Origin of the sequence: Agrobacterium sp. OT33 (assembly GCF_017313365.1) — a bacterium.
GTDB lineage: Bacteria > Pseudomonadota > Alphaproteobacteria > Rhizobiales > Rhizobiaceae > Agrobacterium > Agrobacterium rhizogenes_A.
Map to the genome: position 1 here is coordinate 146,847 of NZ_JAFLMZ010000009.1, position 18,729 is coordinate 165,575.

17 protein-coding genes are annotated in these 18,729 nt (G+C 59.9%); 8 read left to right on the forward strand and 9 right to left on the reverse strand.

Annotation, left to right across the window (positions count from 1 at the left end; all coding sequences use genetic code 11):
• Positions 1-8: 8 nt before the first annotated feature.
• Positions 9-1,502 (reverse strand): leucyl aminopeptidase, encoded by a 1,494-nt coding sequence (locus tag JZX88_RS20995; protein WP_206914698.1) that lies wholly within the window; start codon positions 1,500-1,502, stop codon positions 9-11.
• 299 nt (positions 1,503-1,801) lie between these two features.
• Here JZX88_RS20995 and JZX88_RS21000 point away from each other — a divergent pair, with 299 nt between their 5' ends.
• The 7 genes from JZX88_RS21000 (at position 1,802) to JZX88_RS21030 (ending at position 10,262) form a co-directional block, all read left to right on the forward strand.
• Positions 1,802-2,971, forward strand: coding sequence for an LptF/LptG family permease (locus tag JZX88_RS21000; protein ID WP_142855581.1), 1,170 nt, complete (start codon positions 1,802-1,804; stop codon positions 2,969-2,971).
• A complete protein-coding gene (lptG, locus tag JZX88_RS21005; RefSeq protein ID WP_206914606.1) occupies positions 2,968-4,056 on the forward strand; it encodes an LPS export ABC transporter permease LptG in 1,089 nt (362 codons plus the stop codon). The genes JZX88_RS21000 and lptG overlap by 4 nt, the downstream gene beginning before the upstream one ends.
• Positions 4,056-6,437 (forward strand): LPS-assembly protein LptD, encoded by a 2,382-nt coding sequence (locus JZX88_RS21010; RefSeq protein WP_065115324.1) that lies wholly within the window; start codon positions 4,056-4,058, stop codon positions 6,435-6,437. Before lptG ends, JZX88_RS21010 begins: the two co-directional genes overlap by 1 nt.
• 298 nt (positions 6,438-6,735) lie before the next feature.
• Positions 6,736-7,683 carry a SurA N-terminal domain-containing protein gene (locus tag JZX88_RS21015; RefSeq protein ID WP_065115323.1) on the forward strand — a complete coding sequence of 316 codons (948 nt, stop codon included), beginning with the start codon at positions 6,736-6,738 and terminating at the stop codon, positions 7,681-7,683.
• A 26-nt stretch (positions 7,684-7,709) separates the two neighbouring features.
• Entirely contained in the window at positions 7,710-8,732 is a 1,023-nt protein-coding gene (gene pdxA / locus JZX88_RS21020) for a 4-hydroxythreonine-4-phosphate dehydrogenase PdxA (protein WP_174031144.1), read from the forward strand.
• Entirely contained in the window at positions 8,732-9,562 is an 831-nt protein-coding gene (gene rsmA, locus JZX88_RS21025) for a 16S rRNA (adenine(1518)-N(6)/adenine(1519)-N(6))-dimethyltransferase RsmA (protein WP_065115321.1), read from the forward strand. The genes pdxA and rsmA overlap by 1 nt, the downstream gene beginning before the upstream one ends.
• Positions 9,563-9,638: 76 nt before the next feature.
• A complete protein-coding gene (locus JZX88_RS21030) occupies positions 9,639-10,262 on the forward strand; it encodes a dienelactone hydrolase family protein (RefSeq protein WP_206914607.1) in 624 nt (207 codons plus the stop codon).
• Position 10,263: 1 nt separating this feature from the next.
• Here the strand turns inward: JZX88_RS21030 and gmk are convergent, their stop codons facing one another.
• The 8 genes from gmk to fabD all read right to left on the reverse strand — a co-directional run bounded on the left by gmk (position 10,264) and on the right by fabD (position 17,417).
• A complete protein-coding gene (gene gmk / locus JZX88_RS21035; protein WP_110759322.1) occupies positions 10,264-10,926 on the reverse strand; it encodes a guanylate kinase in 663 nt (220 codons plus the stop codon).
• Between the two features lie 5 nt (positions 10,927-10,931).
• Complete coding sequence (locus JZX88_RS21040) at positions 10,932-11,819, reverse strand: YicC/YloC family endoribonuclease (RefSeq protein WP_206914608.1); 888 nt, start codon at positions 11,817-11,819, stop codon at positions 10,932-10,934.
• 66 nt (positions 11,820-11,885) lie between these two features.
• Complete coding sequence (gene mltG, locus JZX88_RS21045) at positions 11,886-13,106, reverse strand: endolytic transglycosylase MltG (RefSeq protein ID WP_110759326.1); 1,221 nt, start codon at positions 13,104-13,106, stop codon at positions 11,886-11,888.
• Positions 13,107-13,132: 26 nt separating this feature from the next.
• Positions 13,133-13,417 (reverse strand): hypothetical protein, encoded by a 285-nt coding sequence (locus JZX88_RS21050; protein ID WP_206914609.1) that lies wholly within the window; start codon positions 13,415-13,417, stop codon positions 13,133-13,135.
• 136 nt (positions 13,418-13,553) lie between these two features.
• Entirely contained in the window at positions 13,554-14,816 is a 1,263-nt protein-coding gene (gene fabF / locus JZX88_RS21055; RefSeq protein ID WP_206914610.1) for a beta-ketoacyl-ACP synthase II, read from the reverse strand.
• Positions 14,817-15,065: 249 nt separating this feature from the next.
• The gene (locus JZX88_RS21060; protein ID WP_003502080.1) at positions 15,066-15,302 is read right to left on the reverse strand and encodes an acyl carrier protein; all 237 of its coding nucleotides are present in this window, start codon (positions 15,300-15,302) and stop codon (positions 15,066-15,068) included.
• A gap of 350 nt (positions 15,303-15,652) precedes the next feature.
• Entirely contained in the window at positions 15,653-16,390 is a 738-nt protein-coding gene (fabG, locus tag JZX88_RS21065) for a 3-oxoacyl-[acyl-carrier-protein] reductase (protein ID WP_206914611.1), read from the reverse strand.
• Positions 16,391-16,472: 82 nt separating this feature from the next.
• Positions 16,473-17,417, reverse strand: a complete 945-nt coding sequence (gene fabD, locus JZX88_RS21070; RefSeq protein WP_174029175.1) for an ACP S-malonyltransferase — start codon at positions 17,415-17,417, stop codon at positions 16,473-16,475.
• 223 nt (positions 17,418-17,640) lie between these two features.
• On the opposite strand from fabD, the gene JZX88_RS21075 reads away from it, so the two are divergent.
• On the forward strand, positions 17,641-18,684 hold the full coding sequence (locus tag JZX88_RS21075) for an aldo/keto reductase (protein ID WP_065115313.1): 1,044 nt from the start codon (positions 17,641-17,643) through the stop codon (positions 18,682-18,684).
• Positions 18,685-18,729: the final 45 nt, after the last annotated feature.

Here is an 18,729-nt window from a genome sequence, read left to right on the forward strand (position 1 = left end):
CGGCCGTCTCAATCTTCGTAATGCGCGCGAACGAGTTCGTTCAAAAGCCGCACGCCATAGCCCGATCCCCAGGACTGGTTGATCTCGGTGAGCGGCGACCCCATGGCCGTGCCGGCAATATCGAGATGCGCCCATGGCGTTTCGCCGACGAAACGCTTGAGGAACTGGGCGGCAGTGACGGAGCCGGCCAGACGACCCGAGCTGTTCTTCATGTCGGCGAATTTGGAATCGATGATCTTGTCGTAATCCTTGCCGAGCGGCATGCGCCACAGCTTTTCAGCCGTCACCTCGCCCGCATCTGCAAGGCGTGTGGCCAGCTCATCGTCATTGGAGAAGAGGCCCGCCTGCAGATTGCCGAGCGCAACCGTGATCGCGCCCGTGAGGGTGGCGAGATTGATCATGAATTTCGGGTTGAAGCGTTCCTTGGTGTACCAGAGCGCATCGGCCAGAACCAGCCGGCCCTCGGCATCGGTATTGATGATCTCGATGGTCTGGCCGGACATGGAGGTAACGATGTCACCGGGGCGCTGGGCATTGCCATCGGGCATGTTTTCCACCAGGCCGATGACGCCGATCACATTCGCCTTGGCCTTGCGGGCGGCGAGCGCATGCATGAGGCCGGTCACGGCCGCAGCGCCGCCCATGTCCCCCTTCATGTCTTCCATGTTCAAGCCGGGCTTCAGCGAAATGCCGCCGGTATCGAAAACCACTCCCTTGCCGACGAAAGCAACGGGTTCATCTTTCTTGGAGCCGCCATTCCACTGCATGACCGCAAGCCGGGGCGGACGGGCCGAACCCTGCGCCACGCCGAGAAGCGCGTTCATGCCGAGTTTCTTCAGTTCCTTCTCGCCGAGAATTTCCACATCGACGCCGAGCTTGCGCAGCTCTTCGGCCTTTTCGGCAAATTCGACGGGACCGAGAGCATTCGGCGGCAGGTTCACGAGATCGCGCGCCAGCAGAACGCCGCCGGCCACGGCTTCGGACACGGCGAAGGCCTTTTCCGCTTCCCGATGGGCCGCGGTGACGATGATGACATCGACCTTCTTCGGGGTCTTTTCGTCGTCGGACTTCTTCTTGGTCTTGTAGGCATCGAAGCTATAGGCGCGCAGCAGCAGGCCGAGAGCAAAATCCGCCGCCGCCTGGGCACCGACCTCAATGCCGGGAGCGTCGAGATAGATGGCGACCTTGTCCGCCTTGCGGAAACCGGCGGCAGCCGTGCCGCCGGCGCGCAGCCAGTCATGCGCCACGAGTTTCGACGGCTTGCCGAGACCGATGACGAGCAGCCGGTCGGCCGCGGAACCCTGCGGCGCGATCACGTCGAGCGTCGTCATCGACTTTGCGGAGAAGCCCGATATCTTCGCCGCCCTGTCGATCACCCCACCCGGATCGGCCTCGGAAGCACCGGCGACGGCCTGTGTCTCACCCGAGGCCTGCAGCACAACGGCCAGAGCGTTTTCAAGCGAAGCGGAATTGGCGAAAGAAATATCGAATTTGGCGGACATGTTTTCCTGCTCTTCGTGGACGACCTGCATGATGCGCACAATCATGGCCTTTTCGGCCCTGGGCGCAACCCTGCATTCTTTAAAGGCCTACAGTCTTTAAAGGAAAGGCATTTTTGTGAAACAGGAAATCACGTCATGAAACCGACAGCTTGTTCCACAAAAAGACACAGGCGATGGAAAAATCGTCGCGCAAAACATATTTGTGAGCACGCCGGAATAGCCAATTGCAAACGATGCGATTAGATAGGCGGAAATCCGGCGGGCGATCGTGCGGAAAAAACAATGTCGACAAGGGCAGTATGAAGCTTCTCGAGAACTATATCCTGCGGCGGACAACGCAGATGTTTCTGGTCGCGCTGCTGCCGGTGCTGGCCATCATCTGGACCATCCAGGTTCTCCAGAGAATCAATCTCGTCACCGATACAGGCCAGTCGATGGGCTCCTTCATGGCGCTTGCGACCATGATCCTGCCGACGCTCATTCCCGTCGTCCTGCCTTTCGCCCTCGTCATCGGCATCACCCAGATCTTCACGGCGATGAACAATGATTCCGAGCTTGCCATCATCGATGCCGCCGGGGCGCCGCGTTCGGTGATGTTTCGCCCGGTTCTCATTCTGGCCGCCGTTCTGAGTGCGTTTTCCTTTACAATCACCAATTTCATCGAGCCGCCGGCGCGCAATTCCGCCCGGCAGATGGTGGCTGCGGCCTATGCCGACCTGCTCTCATCCGTGATCGAGGAAAAGACCTTCCGCACCATTCAGGACGGTCTTTACGTGCAGATCGCGCAGCGGCAGGGCCGTATTCTCAAGGGCCTGTTCGTCGCCGACCGCCGCGATCCGAATTTCGATCTCATCTATTACGCCAAGGAAGGCATGATCGATGAGAGCGGCACGTCGCTGACCATGCGCGACGGCGAAGTGCAGCAGAAGACGCCTGACGGCAAGGTCTCGATCGTCAAGTTCCTGTCCTATGCCTTCGATCTCTCGACCATGTCGGAAAAGCAGGATTCCGAGCCGTCGCTGTCTCCCGGCGATGCCAGCCTCAGCTTCCTTCTTTCTCCTGACGAGAACAATGCAAGCTACAAGCGGTCGCCGGAGAACTTCCGCAGCGAATTGCACAAGCGGCTGTCGGACTGGATGTTCGCCTTCTCCTTCGCGCTCATCTCGCTGGTCATCGCCGCCGATGCCCGCTCGCACCGCGAGGCGCGCATGCATCCGATGGTCGCCGCGCTGGTAACGGCCTTCATGCTGCGCTGGCTCGGCTTTTACGTCACCAATCAGGTCAAGCAGAGCGCGGCCTTCATCCCGCTGGTCTATGCCGTGCCGGGTCTCAGCGGCGCCGCGGCCGCCTTCATCCTGATAACCGGTCGCAAGCCGAAAATGCCGAAGGTGATCGCGGATGCGGCAGGCCGCCTGCGCCGTCTGTTCTCCAGCCGGCTGGCACGCAATTCGGGGAGCGGCAACGCATGATTTTCAACACGCTTGCCCGGTATTTCCTGAAACGATATCTGATAACCGCCGTATGGTTCGTGCTCGGCGTATCGTCGATCATCTATCTCGCGGATTTCAGCGAGACGGCGCGGCGCATGTCCAGTGTGCCGGGCTATTCGGTTCCGGGCGCACTTGGCCTGACAGCACTTCGCCTGCCGCTGATCCTGCAGCAGACAGTTCCCTTCATCGCCCTTTTCGTGGGCATGACGACGCTGATCTCGCTCAATCGACGTTATGAACTGGTTGTCACGCGCGCAGCAGGTGTTTCCGCCTGGCAATTCATCCTTCCCTTCGTCCTGGGAGCGGTCCTTCTCGGCATTCTGTCCGTCGCCGTTTTGAACCCCATCGCCGCATGGGGCCAGAACCGGTCGCTGGCGATGGAAGCGGGATGGCGCAACGAAGCCAATGGCGGCCGCCAGCAGCAGATCATTCCGTGGATGCGCCAGGCGAGCGGCGGCCAGGACACGATCATCGGCGCCAAGAGCTTCGAGGACAATGGAACGATGCTGCTCGATGTGGTTCTGATCCACCTCGACAAGGACGGAAACATCGTCTCGCGGCAGGATGCCAAGTCGGCAAAGTTGGAAGATGGTTACTGGCTTCTTAACGGCGTAACGGAAACCCGCGCGGGACATGTGCCAGTTCGGCAAGAGAGCACGCGGATCAGTACCAATCTGAGACGGGAATTCGTGCAGGAACGGATGACGCAGACGGAAACCGTTGCTTTCTTTGATCTTTCTCACAAGATCGAAGTTGCAAAGTCTTTTGGACTGTCTTCAAAAGCGCTTGAGACGCAGTATCATTTCCTGCTATCGACGCCCCTGCTTCTGGTTGCGATGACCTTGATCGCCGCGACCGTTTCATTAAAGTTCAGCCGCTTCGCCCAGTCGCGCTCCGTGATTCTGGGTGGAATCGTTTCCGGCTTCGTGCTTTATGTAGTAACCGTGCTCGTAAGGGCATTCGGGAGTGGTGGTGTTGTCCCTCCCACCGTTGCGGTCTGGGTTCCAGTTATCGTGGCGTTGGCTTTGGGGGCAACCATTCTGCTTCATCAGGAGGACGGCTAGTGGCGGTATATGACCGCGGGAATATCAGGCGGCTTTGGACGGCCCTTCTGACAGGTGCCGCTGTGTGCGCGTATTTGGCATCCAGCCCGGTCGCTTTCGGCCAGGATGGTTTGCTTGCGTCGGCAAGCCAAGACGATTCGAAACTCCTGCTTACAGCAAATGAACTGACCTATAATCGCGATTCCCAGCGCGTCATCGCGAAGGGCGTGGTTCGCATGAAATATTCGGGCTACCGCATGGTGGCCCAGCAAGTGGAATATAATCAGCAGACCGGTCGCGTGATCGCCCATGGCAACATCGAACTGATCGAGCCCGGCGGCAACAAGATCTATGCCGACGAGATGGATGTCACTGACGATTTCGGTCAGGGCTTCGTCAACGCGCTGCGCGTCGAGACCCCGGACAATACCCGTATCGCGGGTGAGAGCGCCGAGCGTCTCGAAGGCGATCTTATGGTCCTCAACAACGGCGTCTACACTGCCTGTCTGCCCTGCGCCGCAAAGCCTGAAAAGGCGCCGCTCTGGCAGGTCAAGGCCGAGCGCGTCGTCCAGGACGGAAAGACCCATACGATCCGGCTGGAAAAAGCCCGCCTGCAGCTTTTCGGCCATTCGATTGCCTATGTGCCGTTCCTGACGGTTCCCGACAATACAGTGAAGCGGAAGTCCGGCTTCCTGTTCCCGCAGATGAGCATTACCGACAATCTCGGTTTCGGCATCGGCGTTCCCTATTTCCAGGTCCTGTCCGATACATCGGATGTGACGGTTACGCCGACCTATTACACGACGCAGGGCCTGCTGTTGCAGGCGGAACTGCGCCAGCGTTTCGAAACCGGCATGCACACGGTCACGATCGCCGGCATCAGCCAGCTGAAATCCGAAACCTTCACGGCCGGAACCAGCGACGCGCTGAACGACAATCGCGGCATGATCGCCAGCAAGGGCGACTTCACCATCAATCCGCGCTGGGCCTTCGGCTGGGATGCGATGGTGCAGACCGACAACAACTTTTCACGCACCTACGGGCTGAAGGGTTACAAGAACGACGTCCAGACCAACCAGATTTACCTGACTGGCACAGGTGAACGTAACACCTTCGAAGCTCGCGGTTATTATTTCAACGTTCAAGACACAGACAACACCGAATCCCTGGAGCGCAAACAGGCGATCGTCCATCCTGTTGTCGATTACCGTTATTTCGTGCCGGATCCGGTCTATGGTGGCGAGCTCTCGCTGACCACCAATCTGACCAGCATCACCCGCCTGAAGCAGGATTCCTACGCGCTTGGAGGTTATTCGCGCTTCAACGGACTCGAGGGCGATTATACGCGCCTTTCCACCGAAGCCGAGTGGAAGCGCACCTTCACGATGGATAGCGGTCTGCAGATCACGCCTATCCTCGCTGCGCGCGGCGATGCGCTGTGGACGGACATGTCTCCGTCAAGCTTCACGTCGGGCGGCACATCCTATGCCTATGAGGGCATGATGCATGACGATGCTGCGTTTCGCGGCATGGTCACGGGCGGCCTGGAAGTGCGTTATCCCTGGCTCTTCACGGCGCTCAACAGCAGCCACGTGATCGAACCGATCGCACAGATTTTCGTGCGCCCGAACGAGCAATATTCCGGCCGCCTTCCAAACGAAGATGCGCAGGCATTCGTATTCGATGCGACCAATCTGTTCGAGCGCGACAAGTTCTCCGGTTTCGACCGGATCGAGGGCGGCACCCGCGCCAATCTCGGCTTCCGCTATAATGGTACCTTCGACAACGGTTATGGTGTTCGTGCCATTGTCGGCCAGTCCTTCCATCTGGCGGGTGAAAACTCCTTCGCCTCCTACGATCTGGCCAATGTCGGCGCCAATTCCGGTCTGGAATCCGACCGTTCGGATTACGTCGCCATGGCTGCCTTCGATGCGCCGATTGGTCTTTCGCTGTCGTCGAGCCTGCGTCTCGACAAGGACGATCTCGATATCAATCGCTCGGAGACAGGCCTCAGCTATTCGGACCGCCGTATCACCGGCAAGCTCAGCTATACGCAGGTGAAGGCACAGCCGAAATATGGCTATAACGAAGACCGCGACATCGTTCAGGCCTCCGGCATGTTGCGCATGGATGACAACTGGTCGCTGTTCGGCTCGATCAACTACGATCTGAACGGCAAGTTTGCCGCCGAGCGCCGGATCGGCATTCTCTACCAGGATGAATGCACGATCTTCACCGTCAGCTATTCCGACGAGGGCAACATCAATTCCAGCCGGCAGTCCGCCAATGACTGGTCGATCAATGCCCGTCTGGCGTTCCGCACGCTCGGCGACATCAGTGTCGGCTCCGCAAACGAAGACTGGGCCGATATGGATATCGGCTGGAAACCGAACAATTACTGAGTTTAAAGGCAGGTCACACAGCATCGTGGCCTGCCTTTTTGCCATTCAGCCAGTAAAAGTCACGGTTTTGCCGCAACAACACGCCAGTGTCGGCTGCGTTTAAACCTTCATCGGGGTTTTCTTTCAACAAACCGACACATTGCCGTCCTGCGGATCACGATGATATATACGTGGCAAAATCGTGGTGCGGATACAAAAATGCAGCTCTGAAAGCCGGGAGTGCCGCACTCCTGAGCGACAGACGAACAGATTGGCGGGACAGGGAAACAGGACCCGGCCCGACGAAAGGGAGAAGGATATGATGAATTTCGGAAAGACGGCTTTGCGTGGCGCTGCTTTCGCCTTTGCGATATTCGCCGTCCCCATGGCCGTCGTGCCCTATTCCGGCCAGGCCCTTGCCGACAGCGCGGTCAAGATCGTCGTCAACAAGACGCCGATCACCAATGACGATATCGCCAAGCGCGTCGCCTTTCTGAAGCTGCAGCGCCAGTCCGGCAATCTCAACGAAAAGGCCCGCGAGCAGCTGGTGGACGAAGCGCTGAAGCGTGAAGAAATCGGCCGCGTGAAAATGTCGGTCAGTACGGACGATGTCGACGCGGCTTTCGCGCGCTTTGCCGCCAATAACAAAATGAACCCGCAGCAGCTGACACAGATCCTTTCGAAGGCCGGTGTTGGCGCCGATCATTTCAAAGCCTTCATCGCCGTACAGATGAGCTGGCCTCGCCTTGTCAACGCCCGTTATGGCGCACGTGGCAAGATGTCGACCCAGGACCTCGTTACCCGCCTGAAGGAACGCGGCGACAAGCCGGTCACCACGGAATATTTCCTGCAGCAGATCATTTTCGTCATTCCGGAATCGAAGCGTAACGCCATTACCGGCAAGCGCAAGGCCGAGGCCGAAGCCTCGCGCAAGCGTTACCCCGGCTGCGATCAGGCCATGAGCTTTGCCGCAACCATGCGCGACGTGGCGATCAAGGACCTTGGACGAATTCTCGCGCCCGAACTGCCGGAAGACTGGAAGGCGCTGGTGGAAAAGACCAAGGAAGGCGGCACCACCGGCACCCGCGTGACCGAAAAAGGCGTCGAATATCTGGCAATCTGCAAGCAGCGTCAGGTATCCGACGACTATGCCGCGGAAATGGTGTTCAAGGCCGAAGACCTGATGAAGGCCAAGGGCGGCGAAAACCCCAACGAGAAGAAATATATGGATGAGCTGCGCAAGAAGGCGCAGATCGTCAACACCTGATACTGAGACGAAAGCCGGGTCTTTCCGTGACACATGCATCCCTGCCGCTTGCCCTGACACAGGGAGATCCAGCCGGTATCGGCCCTGATATCGCCATCACCGCCTGGGCAAAGCGCCGGGAGAACGGTCTGCCGCCCTTTATCTTCATCGGCGATCCCGATGTGGTGGCGAGCCGTGCGGCGTTGATCGGTATCCCGGTCACTATCGAGACCTGCGAAACGGGTGATGCCGTAGGCCTGTTCGAGCGTGCTTTCCCTGTGCTTCCGCTTCCCGTCGGTTTCGAGGTACAGGCGGGCCAGCCGCATGTCGGAGCAGCGCACGCGACGATCAAGGCCATCGAGACCGCCGTGTCCCTGACGGTTGAGGGCAAGACTGCGGCTGTCGTCACCAATCCGATTGCGAAGTCCGTGCTTTACGAAGCGGGTTTCGGTTTTCCCGGTCATACGGAATTTCTGGCCGATCTCGCCTTGCGCCAGACCGGCGAGCAGGTAACGCCGGTGATGATGATTGCCGGCCCCAAGGTCCGCGTCGTGCCGGTAACGATCCATATTCCGGTAAAAGACGTGCCGGCGGCGCTGACGGAAGAGCTGATCGTCAAGACCTGCCGTATCATCGATACCGATCTGCGCGAGAAATTCGGCATTGCGGCGCCGCGTCTGGCTGTCGCCGGTCTCAATCCGCATGCGGGCGAAGATGGCGCGCTCGGCACCGAGGACCGCGATGTGGTTCATCCGGCAACCATGCGGCTTCGCAAGGACGGCATCGATGCCTTCGGCCCCCTGCCCGCCGACACCATGTTCCATGATGCCGCCCGCAAGCGCTACGACGTGGCGGTCTGCATGTATCATGACCAGGCACTCATTCCGGCCAAGGCGCTCGGCTTTGACGATTCCGTCAATGTCACGCTCGGCCTGCCCTTCATCCGCACGTCACCCGACCATGGCACCGCCTTCGGCATTGCCGGTCAGGGTATCGCCAATGAAGCGAGCCTTGTCGCGGCGCTGAAGATGGCGGCAGAAATCTCTGCCCGCAGCCGGGTTGGCGTATAATGGCGGCCATAGACGGACTGCCACCGCTGCGCGATGTCATCCAGCGCCACGGGCTCGATGCGAAGAAATCGCTCGGGCAGAATTTCCTGTTCGACCTCAATCTCACCCAGAAGATCGCCCGAACGGCGGGACCGCTTGAGGGTGTGACGGTGATCGAGGTCGGCCCCGGACCTGGCGGCCTTACCCGCGCCATTCTTTCACTTGGTGCAAAAAAGGTCATCGCCGTCGAACGCGACAGCCGCTGCCTGCCGGCGCTGGCGGAAATAGAAGCACATTATCCCGGACGTCTTGAGGTCATCGAGGGTGATGCGCTGAAGACCGATTTCGAGACCTTGCTTCCCGCCGGCGAACCCGTACGGATCATCGCCAACCTGCCTTATAATGTCGGTACGCAATTGCTGGTCAACTGGCTGCTGCCGAAACAATGGCCGCCCTTCTGGCTCTCCATGACGCTGATGTTCCAGAAGGAAGTCGGCCAGCGCATCGTGGCGGAAGAAGGCGATAACCATTACGGCCGCCTCGGCGTTCTCGCCGGCTGGCGCACGGTATCGGAAATGGCCTTCGACGTGCCGCCGCAGGCCTTCAGCCCGCCGCCGAAAGTAACCTCCACCGTCGTGCACCTGCTGCCGAAGGACAAGCCGCTGCCTTGCGACGTTGCCAAGCTTGAAAAAGTGACCGAGGCCGCCTTCGGCCAGCGCCGCAAGATGCTGCGCCAGAGCGTGAAAAGCCTTGGCGGCGAAACACTGCTGGAAAAAGCGGGCATCGATCCGACACGACGGGCGGAAACGCTGTCGGTGGAAGAGTTCGTGACATTGGCGAATTGCCTGTAAATACGCCATGTGACGCACTGTTCTGAACGGTGGTGGGCCGCAGGTTCGTGGACCTGGCGAATAGAGGAACAAGCGCGTGGATAATGCCGGTTTTCACTACAAACTCGACACTCCCGCCGACACGACCGATTGCGCGGTTGTCTTGCTGCATGGATCGGGACGAACGGAAGACGACCTCGTCTCCTTTGGCCGTGCCACCTTCCCTAAGGGCGTCTTATATGCGCCGAGAGGGGCTGTTCCATGGGAGAATGGCTTTGCATTTTTTCGCAGAAAGCCTGACAGACAGCTCGATATCGACGATCTGAAACACCAAGCTGCCAGACTATGCCGGTTTGTCACCTTCGTCTTTCAGGAGACGGGGCAAAGACCCTTTCTCGTCGGATATTCGAATGGTGCGATCATCGCGGCTGAAACGATATGTCAGAACCGCCATCTATCAAAAGGCGCTATCCTGCTTCGTCCACTATCCCCGAGGAATGAGCAGCCTCTTCCAAATCTAGCAGGATATCCCATACTTCTGCTGGCGGGCACCCGTGACGACCGGCGTCACCCCTCCGATGCTCCGCATCTGGCCGCACAACTGGTTTCAGCCGGTGCGGATATCGCCCTGGAGACGATCGACGCGGGCCATGGCTGGGCGGAAGACACGATGGACGAGCGACTGTCCCGCCAATGGCTGGCGCGCGGACCCGCAACGTAAATCAGAGCTTCGGCTCTTCCTCAAGCAACGCCCGCACGAAATCGAACATACCGTGGCGGCGGTCGCGGCGGACGCGTTCGGCCTTCACGATGGCTTCCACGGCTTCGAAGGCGGCCTGCAGGTCGTCATTGAGAATGACATAATCATAATCGCGCCAGTGCTCGATTTCGGCGCGGGAATTGACAAGGCGCGTCTTGATGACCTCTTCGGTGTCCTCCGCCCGGCGGTGCAGGCGCGATTGCAGTTCGGTCATCGTCGGCGGCAGGATGAAGATCGACACGACATCGGCCTTCATCTTGTCCTGCAGCTGCTCGGCACCCTGCCAGTCGATATCGAACAGCATGTCACGGCCGGCGGCCATGGCATCTTCCACCGGCCCACGCGGCGTGCCGTAAAAATTACCGTGAACTTCCGCCCATTCCAGCAGCGCGTCACTGTCGCGCAGGCGCTCGAATTCACGCGTGGAGATGAAATGGTAATGGATGCCGTCAATCTCGCTCTGGCGGCGCGGACGCGTCGTGACGCTGACGGAGAGGCCAATATTCTTGTCCTTGTCGAGCAGGTTGCGGGCAATCGTGGATTTACCCGCGCCGGATGGTGAAGAAATCACCAGCATCAGCCCTCTGCGGGCAATCGTGACGGGAGAATCATTCACCGGGGCCATGGGGTCTACTCCAGATTTTGGACCTGCTCGCGGAACTGGTCGATAACCACTTTCAGCTCTATGCCTGCTGCGGTTACCGCACTGGCGTTCGATTTGGAACAGATTGTATTCGACTCGCGGTTAAATTCCTGTGCAAGAAAATCGAGCTTGCGGCCGACAGGCCCGCCATTCGTCAAAAGCTCCCGCGACGCCTGCACATGCGCGCGCAGGCGGTCGATCTCTTCGCGCAGATCCGCCTTGGTGGCGATCAGCGCCGCCTCGGCATGGAGACGGTCGCGATCAAGCCCGTGCATGCCATCGCCGATCAGGGCAATCTGCTGGGCAAGCCTTGCCGCGATCTGATCCGGCTGACGGGAAGGGTCGCTCTCGATCACGTCTACAAGCTGCTCGATCCGGTCGATATGGCCGGACAGGATGGCAAACAGCGAAGCCCCTTCCCGCTCGCGCATATCCTTCAGCTTCTCGACGGCGGCCGCGAAACCGGCCAGCACATCGCCGTTGCGTCTCGCCTGCGCCTCTGCGTCGTCTTCCGCCTCGCGGAAATCGACAAGGCCGCGCAGCGTAAGCAGCGTATCGAAACTCAACGGCCTGTCGTCAACGACAGCACCAAGTTCCTTCTTGAGCGCCAGAACCGCAGCGAGCGCATCGCGGTTGATGACGGCCTCCAGCCGGTTTTCCGCAATCGTCAGCGTCAGGCCCGCCTGTATATTGCCACGGGAGAGATGCTCGCCCGCGATTTCCCGCAGGCCGGTTTCCAGCGCTTCAAGACCGTTGGGCAGACGCAGGCGCACATCGAGCCCCTTGCCGTTCACCGAACGCAATTCCCACGCCCAGCGGTAACGGCCGGAGGTTCCTTCGCTGCGCGCAAAGCCGGTCATCGATTGCAATGTCATATCCAGATTCCCCCCGTCATGCCCTGCGAAACCGGGCCTTGCGATGACAAGGCCCGGTCACGATTATCAGTTGTTGGCCGGCTTTTCCGCCTCTGCGCCACCCGGCTGGCCATCCACGGCCACATCGGGATTGGCGCCTGCTGCCGCCTTTTCCGCCTCGATCTTGCGCCAGCGGCGCACATTGGCGTTGTGTTCGTCCAGCGTCTTCGCAAAGACATGGCCACCCGTGCCATCGGCAACGAAATAAAGGTCATCCGTGCGCCATGGATTGGCGACGGCTTCAAGCGCCGCGCGGCCCGGATTGGCGATGGGTGACGGCGGCAGGCCCTTGATGACATAGGTGTTGAACGGCGTCTGCTTCTGCAGGTCCGACTGGTAGATCGGCCGGTCCGACGGTTTGCCGTCGCCGCCGAACAGACCATAGATGATCGTCGGGTCGGACTGCAGGCGCATGCCCTTCTTCAGGCGGTTATAAAAAACGGAGGCGACGTGGGCGCGCTCGTCATCCTTGCCGGTTTCCTTCTCGACGATCGAGGCAAGCGTCACGAATTCCTCGACGGTCTTGATCGGCAGGTCGGGATCGCGCCGTTCCCAGATCATGTCGATCAGCTTGTCCTGCGCCGCACTCATCTGGTTGATGATCTCTTCGCGCTTGGTGCCGCGGGTAAAGCGATAGGTATCCGGGCGCAGGCTGCCTTCCGCCGGCAGGGCCGACGGCAATTCGCCGTCCAGCACCTCGTCCGCAGCAAGACGTGCAAACATCTGCTTGACGGTCAGACCTTCCGGCAGCGATACGGAATAAAGGATCGACTTGCCGGATTCCAGCAGCATCATGATGTCCTTCATCGATGCGCCGGCCTTGATCTCATATTCACCCGCCTTCAGCGTCTGGTCCTTTTGCAGGTAGCTGCCGGTCATCAGGCGGAAAACACGGGCATTGGAGATGACGTCATTGCGCTCGAGATTATTGGCAATCTCGATGATGCCGGCACCGTTGCGCACCGTGAAATGGGTGTTCGTCTGAAGCGGACCGGGCTCCTGGAACGCATTGATCATGTAATAAAAGGCGGCGATGGCCAGCACACAGACGGCGACCGCAAGCGTCATCAGAAAATTCAGGAAGATCACCAGCTGGCCATGGGCCTTGCGGGAGCGCTTCGGCGGGGCCGGCACCTTTTCCGGGCGCAGCGCCTCGGTCGGGGATTTCGGAATGATCGGGCCGCGATTGCCCTCGCCTCCACCGTCTCGTCCGTATGGTCCCTGGCTGTTCTGGTTCGTGTCGCTCACCGTCGGTCCTTTTCAGTTCGGCGTTGTCAGCGCTTTTTGCGCAGGTAATGCGGCAAAAACAGGTTCGGAATATCTTCCTGCACCACATAGAGACATTGTGAATGCCTCTTTTCCGGCCCCGCGAAACATCGTTGCTGGCGGAGCCGGTCAGGTAAAGCCGTCTGCGATCTGCAATCCGCCCGTGGCGGGAAAATCATCCCGAAACCGGCAAACCACCTCCCATAGACGACTACAATATCGGCGCGAAAATCGAAATGGCTTTCGCAGACCGCAAGGCGTTCTTCAAAGGAAAGAGCGCTGTCTTTCAGCACCCGGCGGGAGAGAGCCGCAACAACCCGAGGCGGTTTGCTGCGCGGGCACCATCGCGACGGCAAATCCGTCGCGATCTGGATTCTGGTTTACGCAAGTCCTCACCCCAAAACCGCTGCCCGGTTTCGGAAGACATGCCTAGGCTTCGTAACGGCGCAGCACGAGGGAGGCGTTGGTGCCGCCGAAGCCGAAGGAGTTCGAGAGCGCCACGTTAACCTGACGCTTGCGCGCCTTGTGCGGCACCAGATCGATCTTCGTCTCGACATCGGGATTGTCGAGATTCAGTGTCGGCGGAACGATGTTGTCACGGATCGCAAGCATGGCGAAAATCGCCTCGATGGCACCCGCCGCACCGAGAAGATGGCCGGTGGCCGACTTGGTGGAAGACATGGAGATCTTCGATGCCGATTCGCCGACAAGCCGCTCGACCGCGCCAAGCTCGATCGTATCGGCCATGGTGGAGGTGCCGTGGGCATTGATGTAGTCGATATCGTCAGGCGTGAGACCCGCGCGCTTCAGAGCCATCGACATGCAGCGATAGGCGCCTTCGCCGTCTTCGGAGGGCGCCGTGATGTGGTAGGCATCACCGGAAAGGCCATAACCGACGACTTCGGCGTAAATCTTCGCGCCGCGCGCCCTGGCATGGTCCAGCTCTTCCAGAACCACGATGCCCGCACCCTCGCCCATGACGAAACCGTCGCGGTCGCGGTCATAGGGGCGCGAGGCCTTTTCCGGATTGTCGTTGTGCTGGGTGGAAAGCGCCTTGCAGGCGGCAAAACCGGCAAGCGCGATGCGGCAGACCGGCGATTCGGCACCGCCGGCAACCATGACATCGGCATCGCCAAGCGCGATCAGCCGGGCAGCGTCACCAATGGCGTGCGCGCCGGTCGAGCAGGCCGTCACCACGGCATGGTTCGGTCCGCGCAGCTTGTGGCGAATGGAAACCTGGCCGGATACGAGGTTGATCAGACGGCCGGGAATGAAAAATGGTGAAATGCGGCGCGGACCCTTGTCGCGCAGCGTATAACCCGCCTCGACAATGCCTTCCAGACCGCCGATGCCGGAGCCGATCAGCACGCCGGTGGCAATCTGGTCCTCATCCGTTTCCGGATGCCAGTTTGCATCGGCAAGCGCCATGTCGGCGGCAGCCATGCCGTACAGGATGAAAGGATCGATCTTGCGCTGTTCCTTGGGCTCCATCCAGTCATCGGCATTAAAGGTGCCATTGGAGCCATCGCCGACGGGAATGCGGCAGGCGATCTTTGCGGGCAGGTCCTCGACTTCGAACTCAGTTACGAGACGGGCACCGTTCTGGCCGGCGAGCAGCCTTTCCCAGGTGACTTCCGTTCCACATCCAAGAGGAGATACCATGCCGGTACCGGTGATAACGACACGCCTCATCGCCAATGCTCCGCCCTTATCCAAATCATCGGTCTTTCTGCAACGCCGGACATCACAGGGGTGACGCTCACGGAATGCTGCAGCATTTCAAATGTCCGCATTATTTGCCGGGCACCGCTTCGGGGCCGGAAATCCATGCAATCTACGGGACACACACCCGTTCGGGCGCGTACCGTCTCTCTATAAAACATTGGCCCGGACAAGCCGGGCCAAGACGGGAAGATATTTCACCTTCCCGATGAAGGTCGATCAGGCCTGGGCCTTTTCGATGAACTTGACGGCGTCGCCAACGGTCAGGATCGAGTCAGCTGCGTCGTCGGGAATTTCAACGCCGAATTCTTCTTCGAAAGCCATGACCAGTTCAACGGTGTCGAGCGAATCAGCGCCCAGATCGTCAATGAAGCTGGCGCCTTCGACAACCTTGTCGGCGTCAACGCCAAGATGATCAATTACAATTTTCTTTACGCGTTCTGCGATATCGCTCATGTCGGTTTCCTCGACCTTTATTTTGAAGGGAATGCCTCGCGGCACCCTGCCCTGTTAGAAGCCCTCATGCGCCGTTCAAATCCGGCACTGCGGGCAAACCCGTTCAACCCGGTCCAAGCTAGACATCGTCACGCAAAATCGCAACGGCTTCCTGTCTCTCCGGGACGACTGTTCACAGTCTTGGCCCGCTTAACACGGTTTCAATCGGTCGAAAAGCCTGAAAACGCGCTAAGCACAGCGTATGACAGGCTATTTCGCCGGAAACCGGCATCCGGGGCCTTGCGGCGCCAGCTACCCAAGAAGGTACTGAAATCGCGCCGCAATCCTTTTCACAACGGCTGATGGCGCCGTCAGATCATTGCCATGCCGCCGTTGACGTGCAGGGTCTGGCCGGTCATGTAGGCGGCTTCATTGGAAGCCAGATAAAGAACGGCCGACGCCACTTCGGCACCGGTTCCCATGCGCTTCATGGGAATGGCGCCCATGATGGCTTCCTTCTGCTTGTCGTTCAGCTTGCCGGTCATGGCGCTTTCGATGAAGCCCGGCGCCACGCAGTTGACGGTGACGTTGCGGGTGGCGATTTCCTGGGCCAGCGACTTCGAAAAACCGATCATGCCGGCCTTGGAGGCGCAATAGTTGGCCTGGCCGGGATTGCCGGTGACGCCGACGATGGAGGTGATGTTGATGATGCGGCCGAAACGGCGGCGCATCATCGGGTGCGTCAGCTCACGCGTCAGGCGGAACATCGCGGTCAGGTTCACTTCGATGACGTTGTCCCAGTCCTCGTCGCTCATGCGCACGAAGAGGCCGTCCTTGGTGATGCCGGCATTGTTGACGAGAATATCGACGCCTTCCAGCTCGGCTTCGGCCTTTTCACCGAGAGCCTTTACTTCGGCGCGGTCCGCAAGGTTCGCCGGGAAAATCTTGACGCGCTCGCCAAGTTCCGCCGCCAGCGCCTCGAGCTTTTCAACGCGGGTGCCGTGCAGGCCCACAGTCGCGCCTTGGCTGTGGAGAAGGCGGGCGATTTCTTCGCCGATGCCGCCGGTCGCGCCGGTTACGAGAGCCTTGCGGCCTGTCAGATCAAACATGTCCTATTCCTTCTTTAGAGCTTCGGACTGAAAATGTTCAGCGCTGTTGCGCCCGATGAATGCGGCAGCCGGAGTATCCGTCTCAGCCGATGAGGGTGGCAAGAAGCTGGTCGATATCGGCAGCGCCGTTGACGGCAACGCCGTTCACCGTCTTGTCGATACGGCGGGCAAGGCCCGTCAGCACCTTGCCGGAGCCGATCTCGTAAAGCTGCGTGACATTGTTGGCGGCGAACCACTCAACCGTTTCGCGCCAGCGCACCTGACCCGTCACCTGTTCGACCAGTAGGGCGGCAATCTCGTCGGCATCGGAAACCGGCGCGGCGCGCACATTGGCGATGACGGGCACGACAGGGGCCTTCTTTTCGACCTTGGCCAGCGCCTCGCGCATCGCTTCCGCCGCCGGCGCCATCAGCGCGGAGTGGAATGGGGCGGAAACCGGCAGCATGATGGCGCGCTTGGCGCCCTTTTCGGAGGCGATTGCCGCCGCCTTTTCGACAGCCGCCTTGCCGCCGGAAATGACGAGCTGGCCGCCGCCATTGTCGTTGGCGATCTGGCAGACGCCAAGAATGCCGGCTTCCTCGCAGATTGCCGAAACCGCGTCATGCTCCAGCCCGATGATCGCCGCCATGGCGCCCTCGCCCACCGGCACGGCAGCCTGCATGGCGTTGCCGCGGATGCGAAGAAGACGCGCCGTATCGGCAACCGAGAAGGTGCCGGCGGCACAGAGCGCCGAATATTCGCCGAGCGAATGGCCCGCGACATAGGAGACGGCATCCGAAAGCTTGAAACCGCGCGCTTCGAGAACCCGCATGACCGCCATGGATACGGCCATCAGCGCCGGCTGGGCATTGGCCGTCAGCGTCAGCGTCTCTTCCGGGCCGTTCCACATGATATCGGAAAGCTTCTGGCCAAGCGCCTCGTCCACTTCCTCGAACACGGCACGCGCCTCGACATAGGTATCGGCGAGTTCCTTGCCCATGCCGACAGCCTGGCTTCCCTGACCGGGAAATGTGAATGCAATACCCATGGGATGTGGTCCTTCTTTTCTGGCCTTGCCTTTATTCCTGCGACTTCCATTCACATTCCCGGAAGCGAAGTCAAGGCTTGAGGCCCTATGGCAGGCCCTTCTCCGGGGTTTTGCCGTGCTGTTTTCCCCTGTCTTTTCATCATATTTTTTCTTGCACTGCGGCAATTCCCCATTACTTTCATGCCACCTTTCAAACCATCTCGCCTAGCACCGGGACATTTCCATGAAACAGAGACTATTGGGCCGCACGGGTATTTCCGTGTCCGAAATTTGCCTTGGCACGATGACGTGGGGCACACAGAACACCGAAGCCGAGGCGCATGCGCAGATGGATTACGCCGTCGAAAACGGCGTCAATTTCTTCGACACGGCAGAACTTTACCCCACCACCCCCGTTTCCGCCGAAACGCAGGGCCGGACGGAAGATTATATCGGCACATGGTTCGAAAAGACCGGCAGGCGCGATCAGGTCGTGCTGGCCACCAAGGTCGCCGGTTCCGGGCGCGATTATATTCGCGGCGGCCGTGATATCGACGCCGCCGCCATCCGCGAGGCTGTCGACACCAGCCTCAAGCGCCTGAAGACGGATTATATCGACCTTTACCAGATCCACTGGCCGAATCGCGGCACCTATCATTTCCGCGGCGTCTGGAGCTTCGACGCCTCCGGTCAGGACAAGGAGCGCACGCTCGCCGAAATCACCGAAAAGCTCGACACGCTCGGCGAGCTGGTGAAGGCCGGCAAGATCCGCGCCATCGGCCTTTCCAACGAAAGCGCCTGGGGCACCCAGAAATATATCGACATCGCCGAGGCCCGTGGCCTGCCGCGCGTCGCCACCATCCAGAACGAATATAACCTGCTCTATCGCAGCTTCGATCTGGACATGTCGGAAGTCGCCCATCACGAGGATGTCGGTCTGCTCGCCTATTCGCCACTGGCGGCCGGACTTCTCACCGGCAAGTACCAGAATGGCGCGTGCCCGGCGGGATCGCGCGGCAGCATCAACAGCAATCTCGGCGGCCGCCTGCAACCGCTTCAGGAAGCCCCGGTCAGGGCCTATCTGGAACTTGCCGCGGCCCATGGGATCGACCCGGCACAACTCGCCATCGCGTTTTGCCTCACCCGTCCGTTCATGGCGTCAGTCATCATCGGTGCGACGACGATGGAACAGCTGAAGGTGGATATTGCCGCCGCCGACGTGACGCTGTCGGATGACGTGCTGAAGGGGATCGCGGCGATCCACCGGCAATATCCGATGGCGATCTGACAACCGGACGGCGCGCTTTTTCGCCCCTTGCCCTTGCATTCCGGG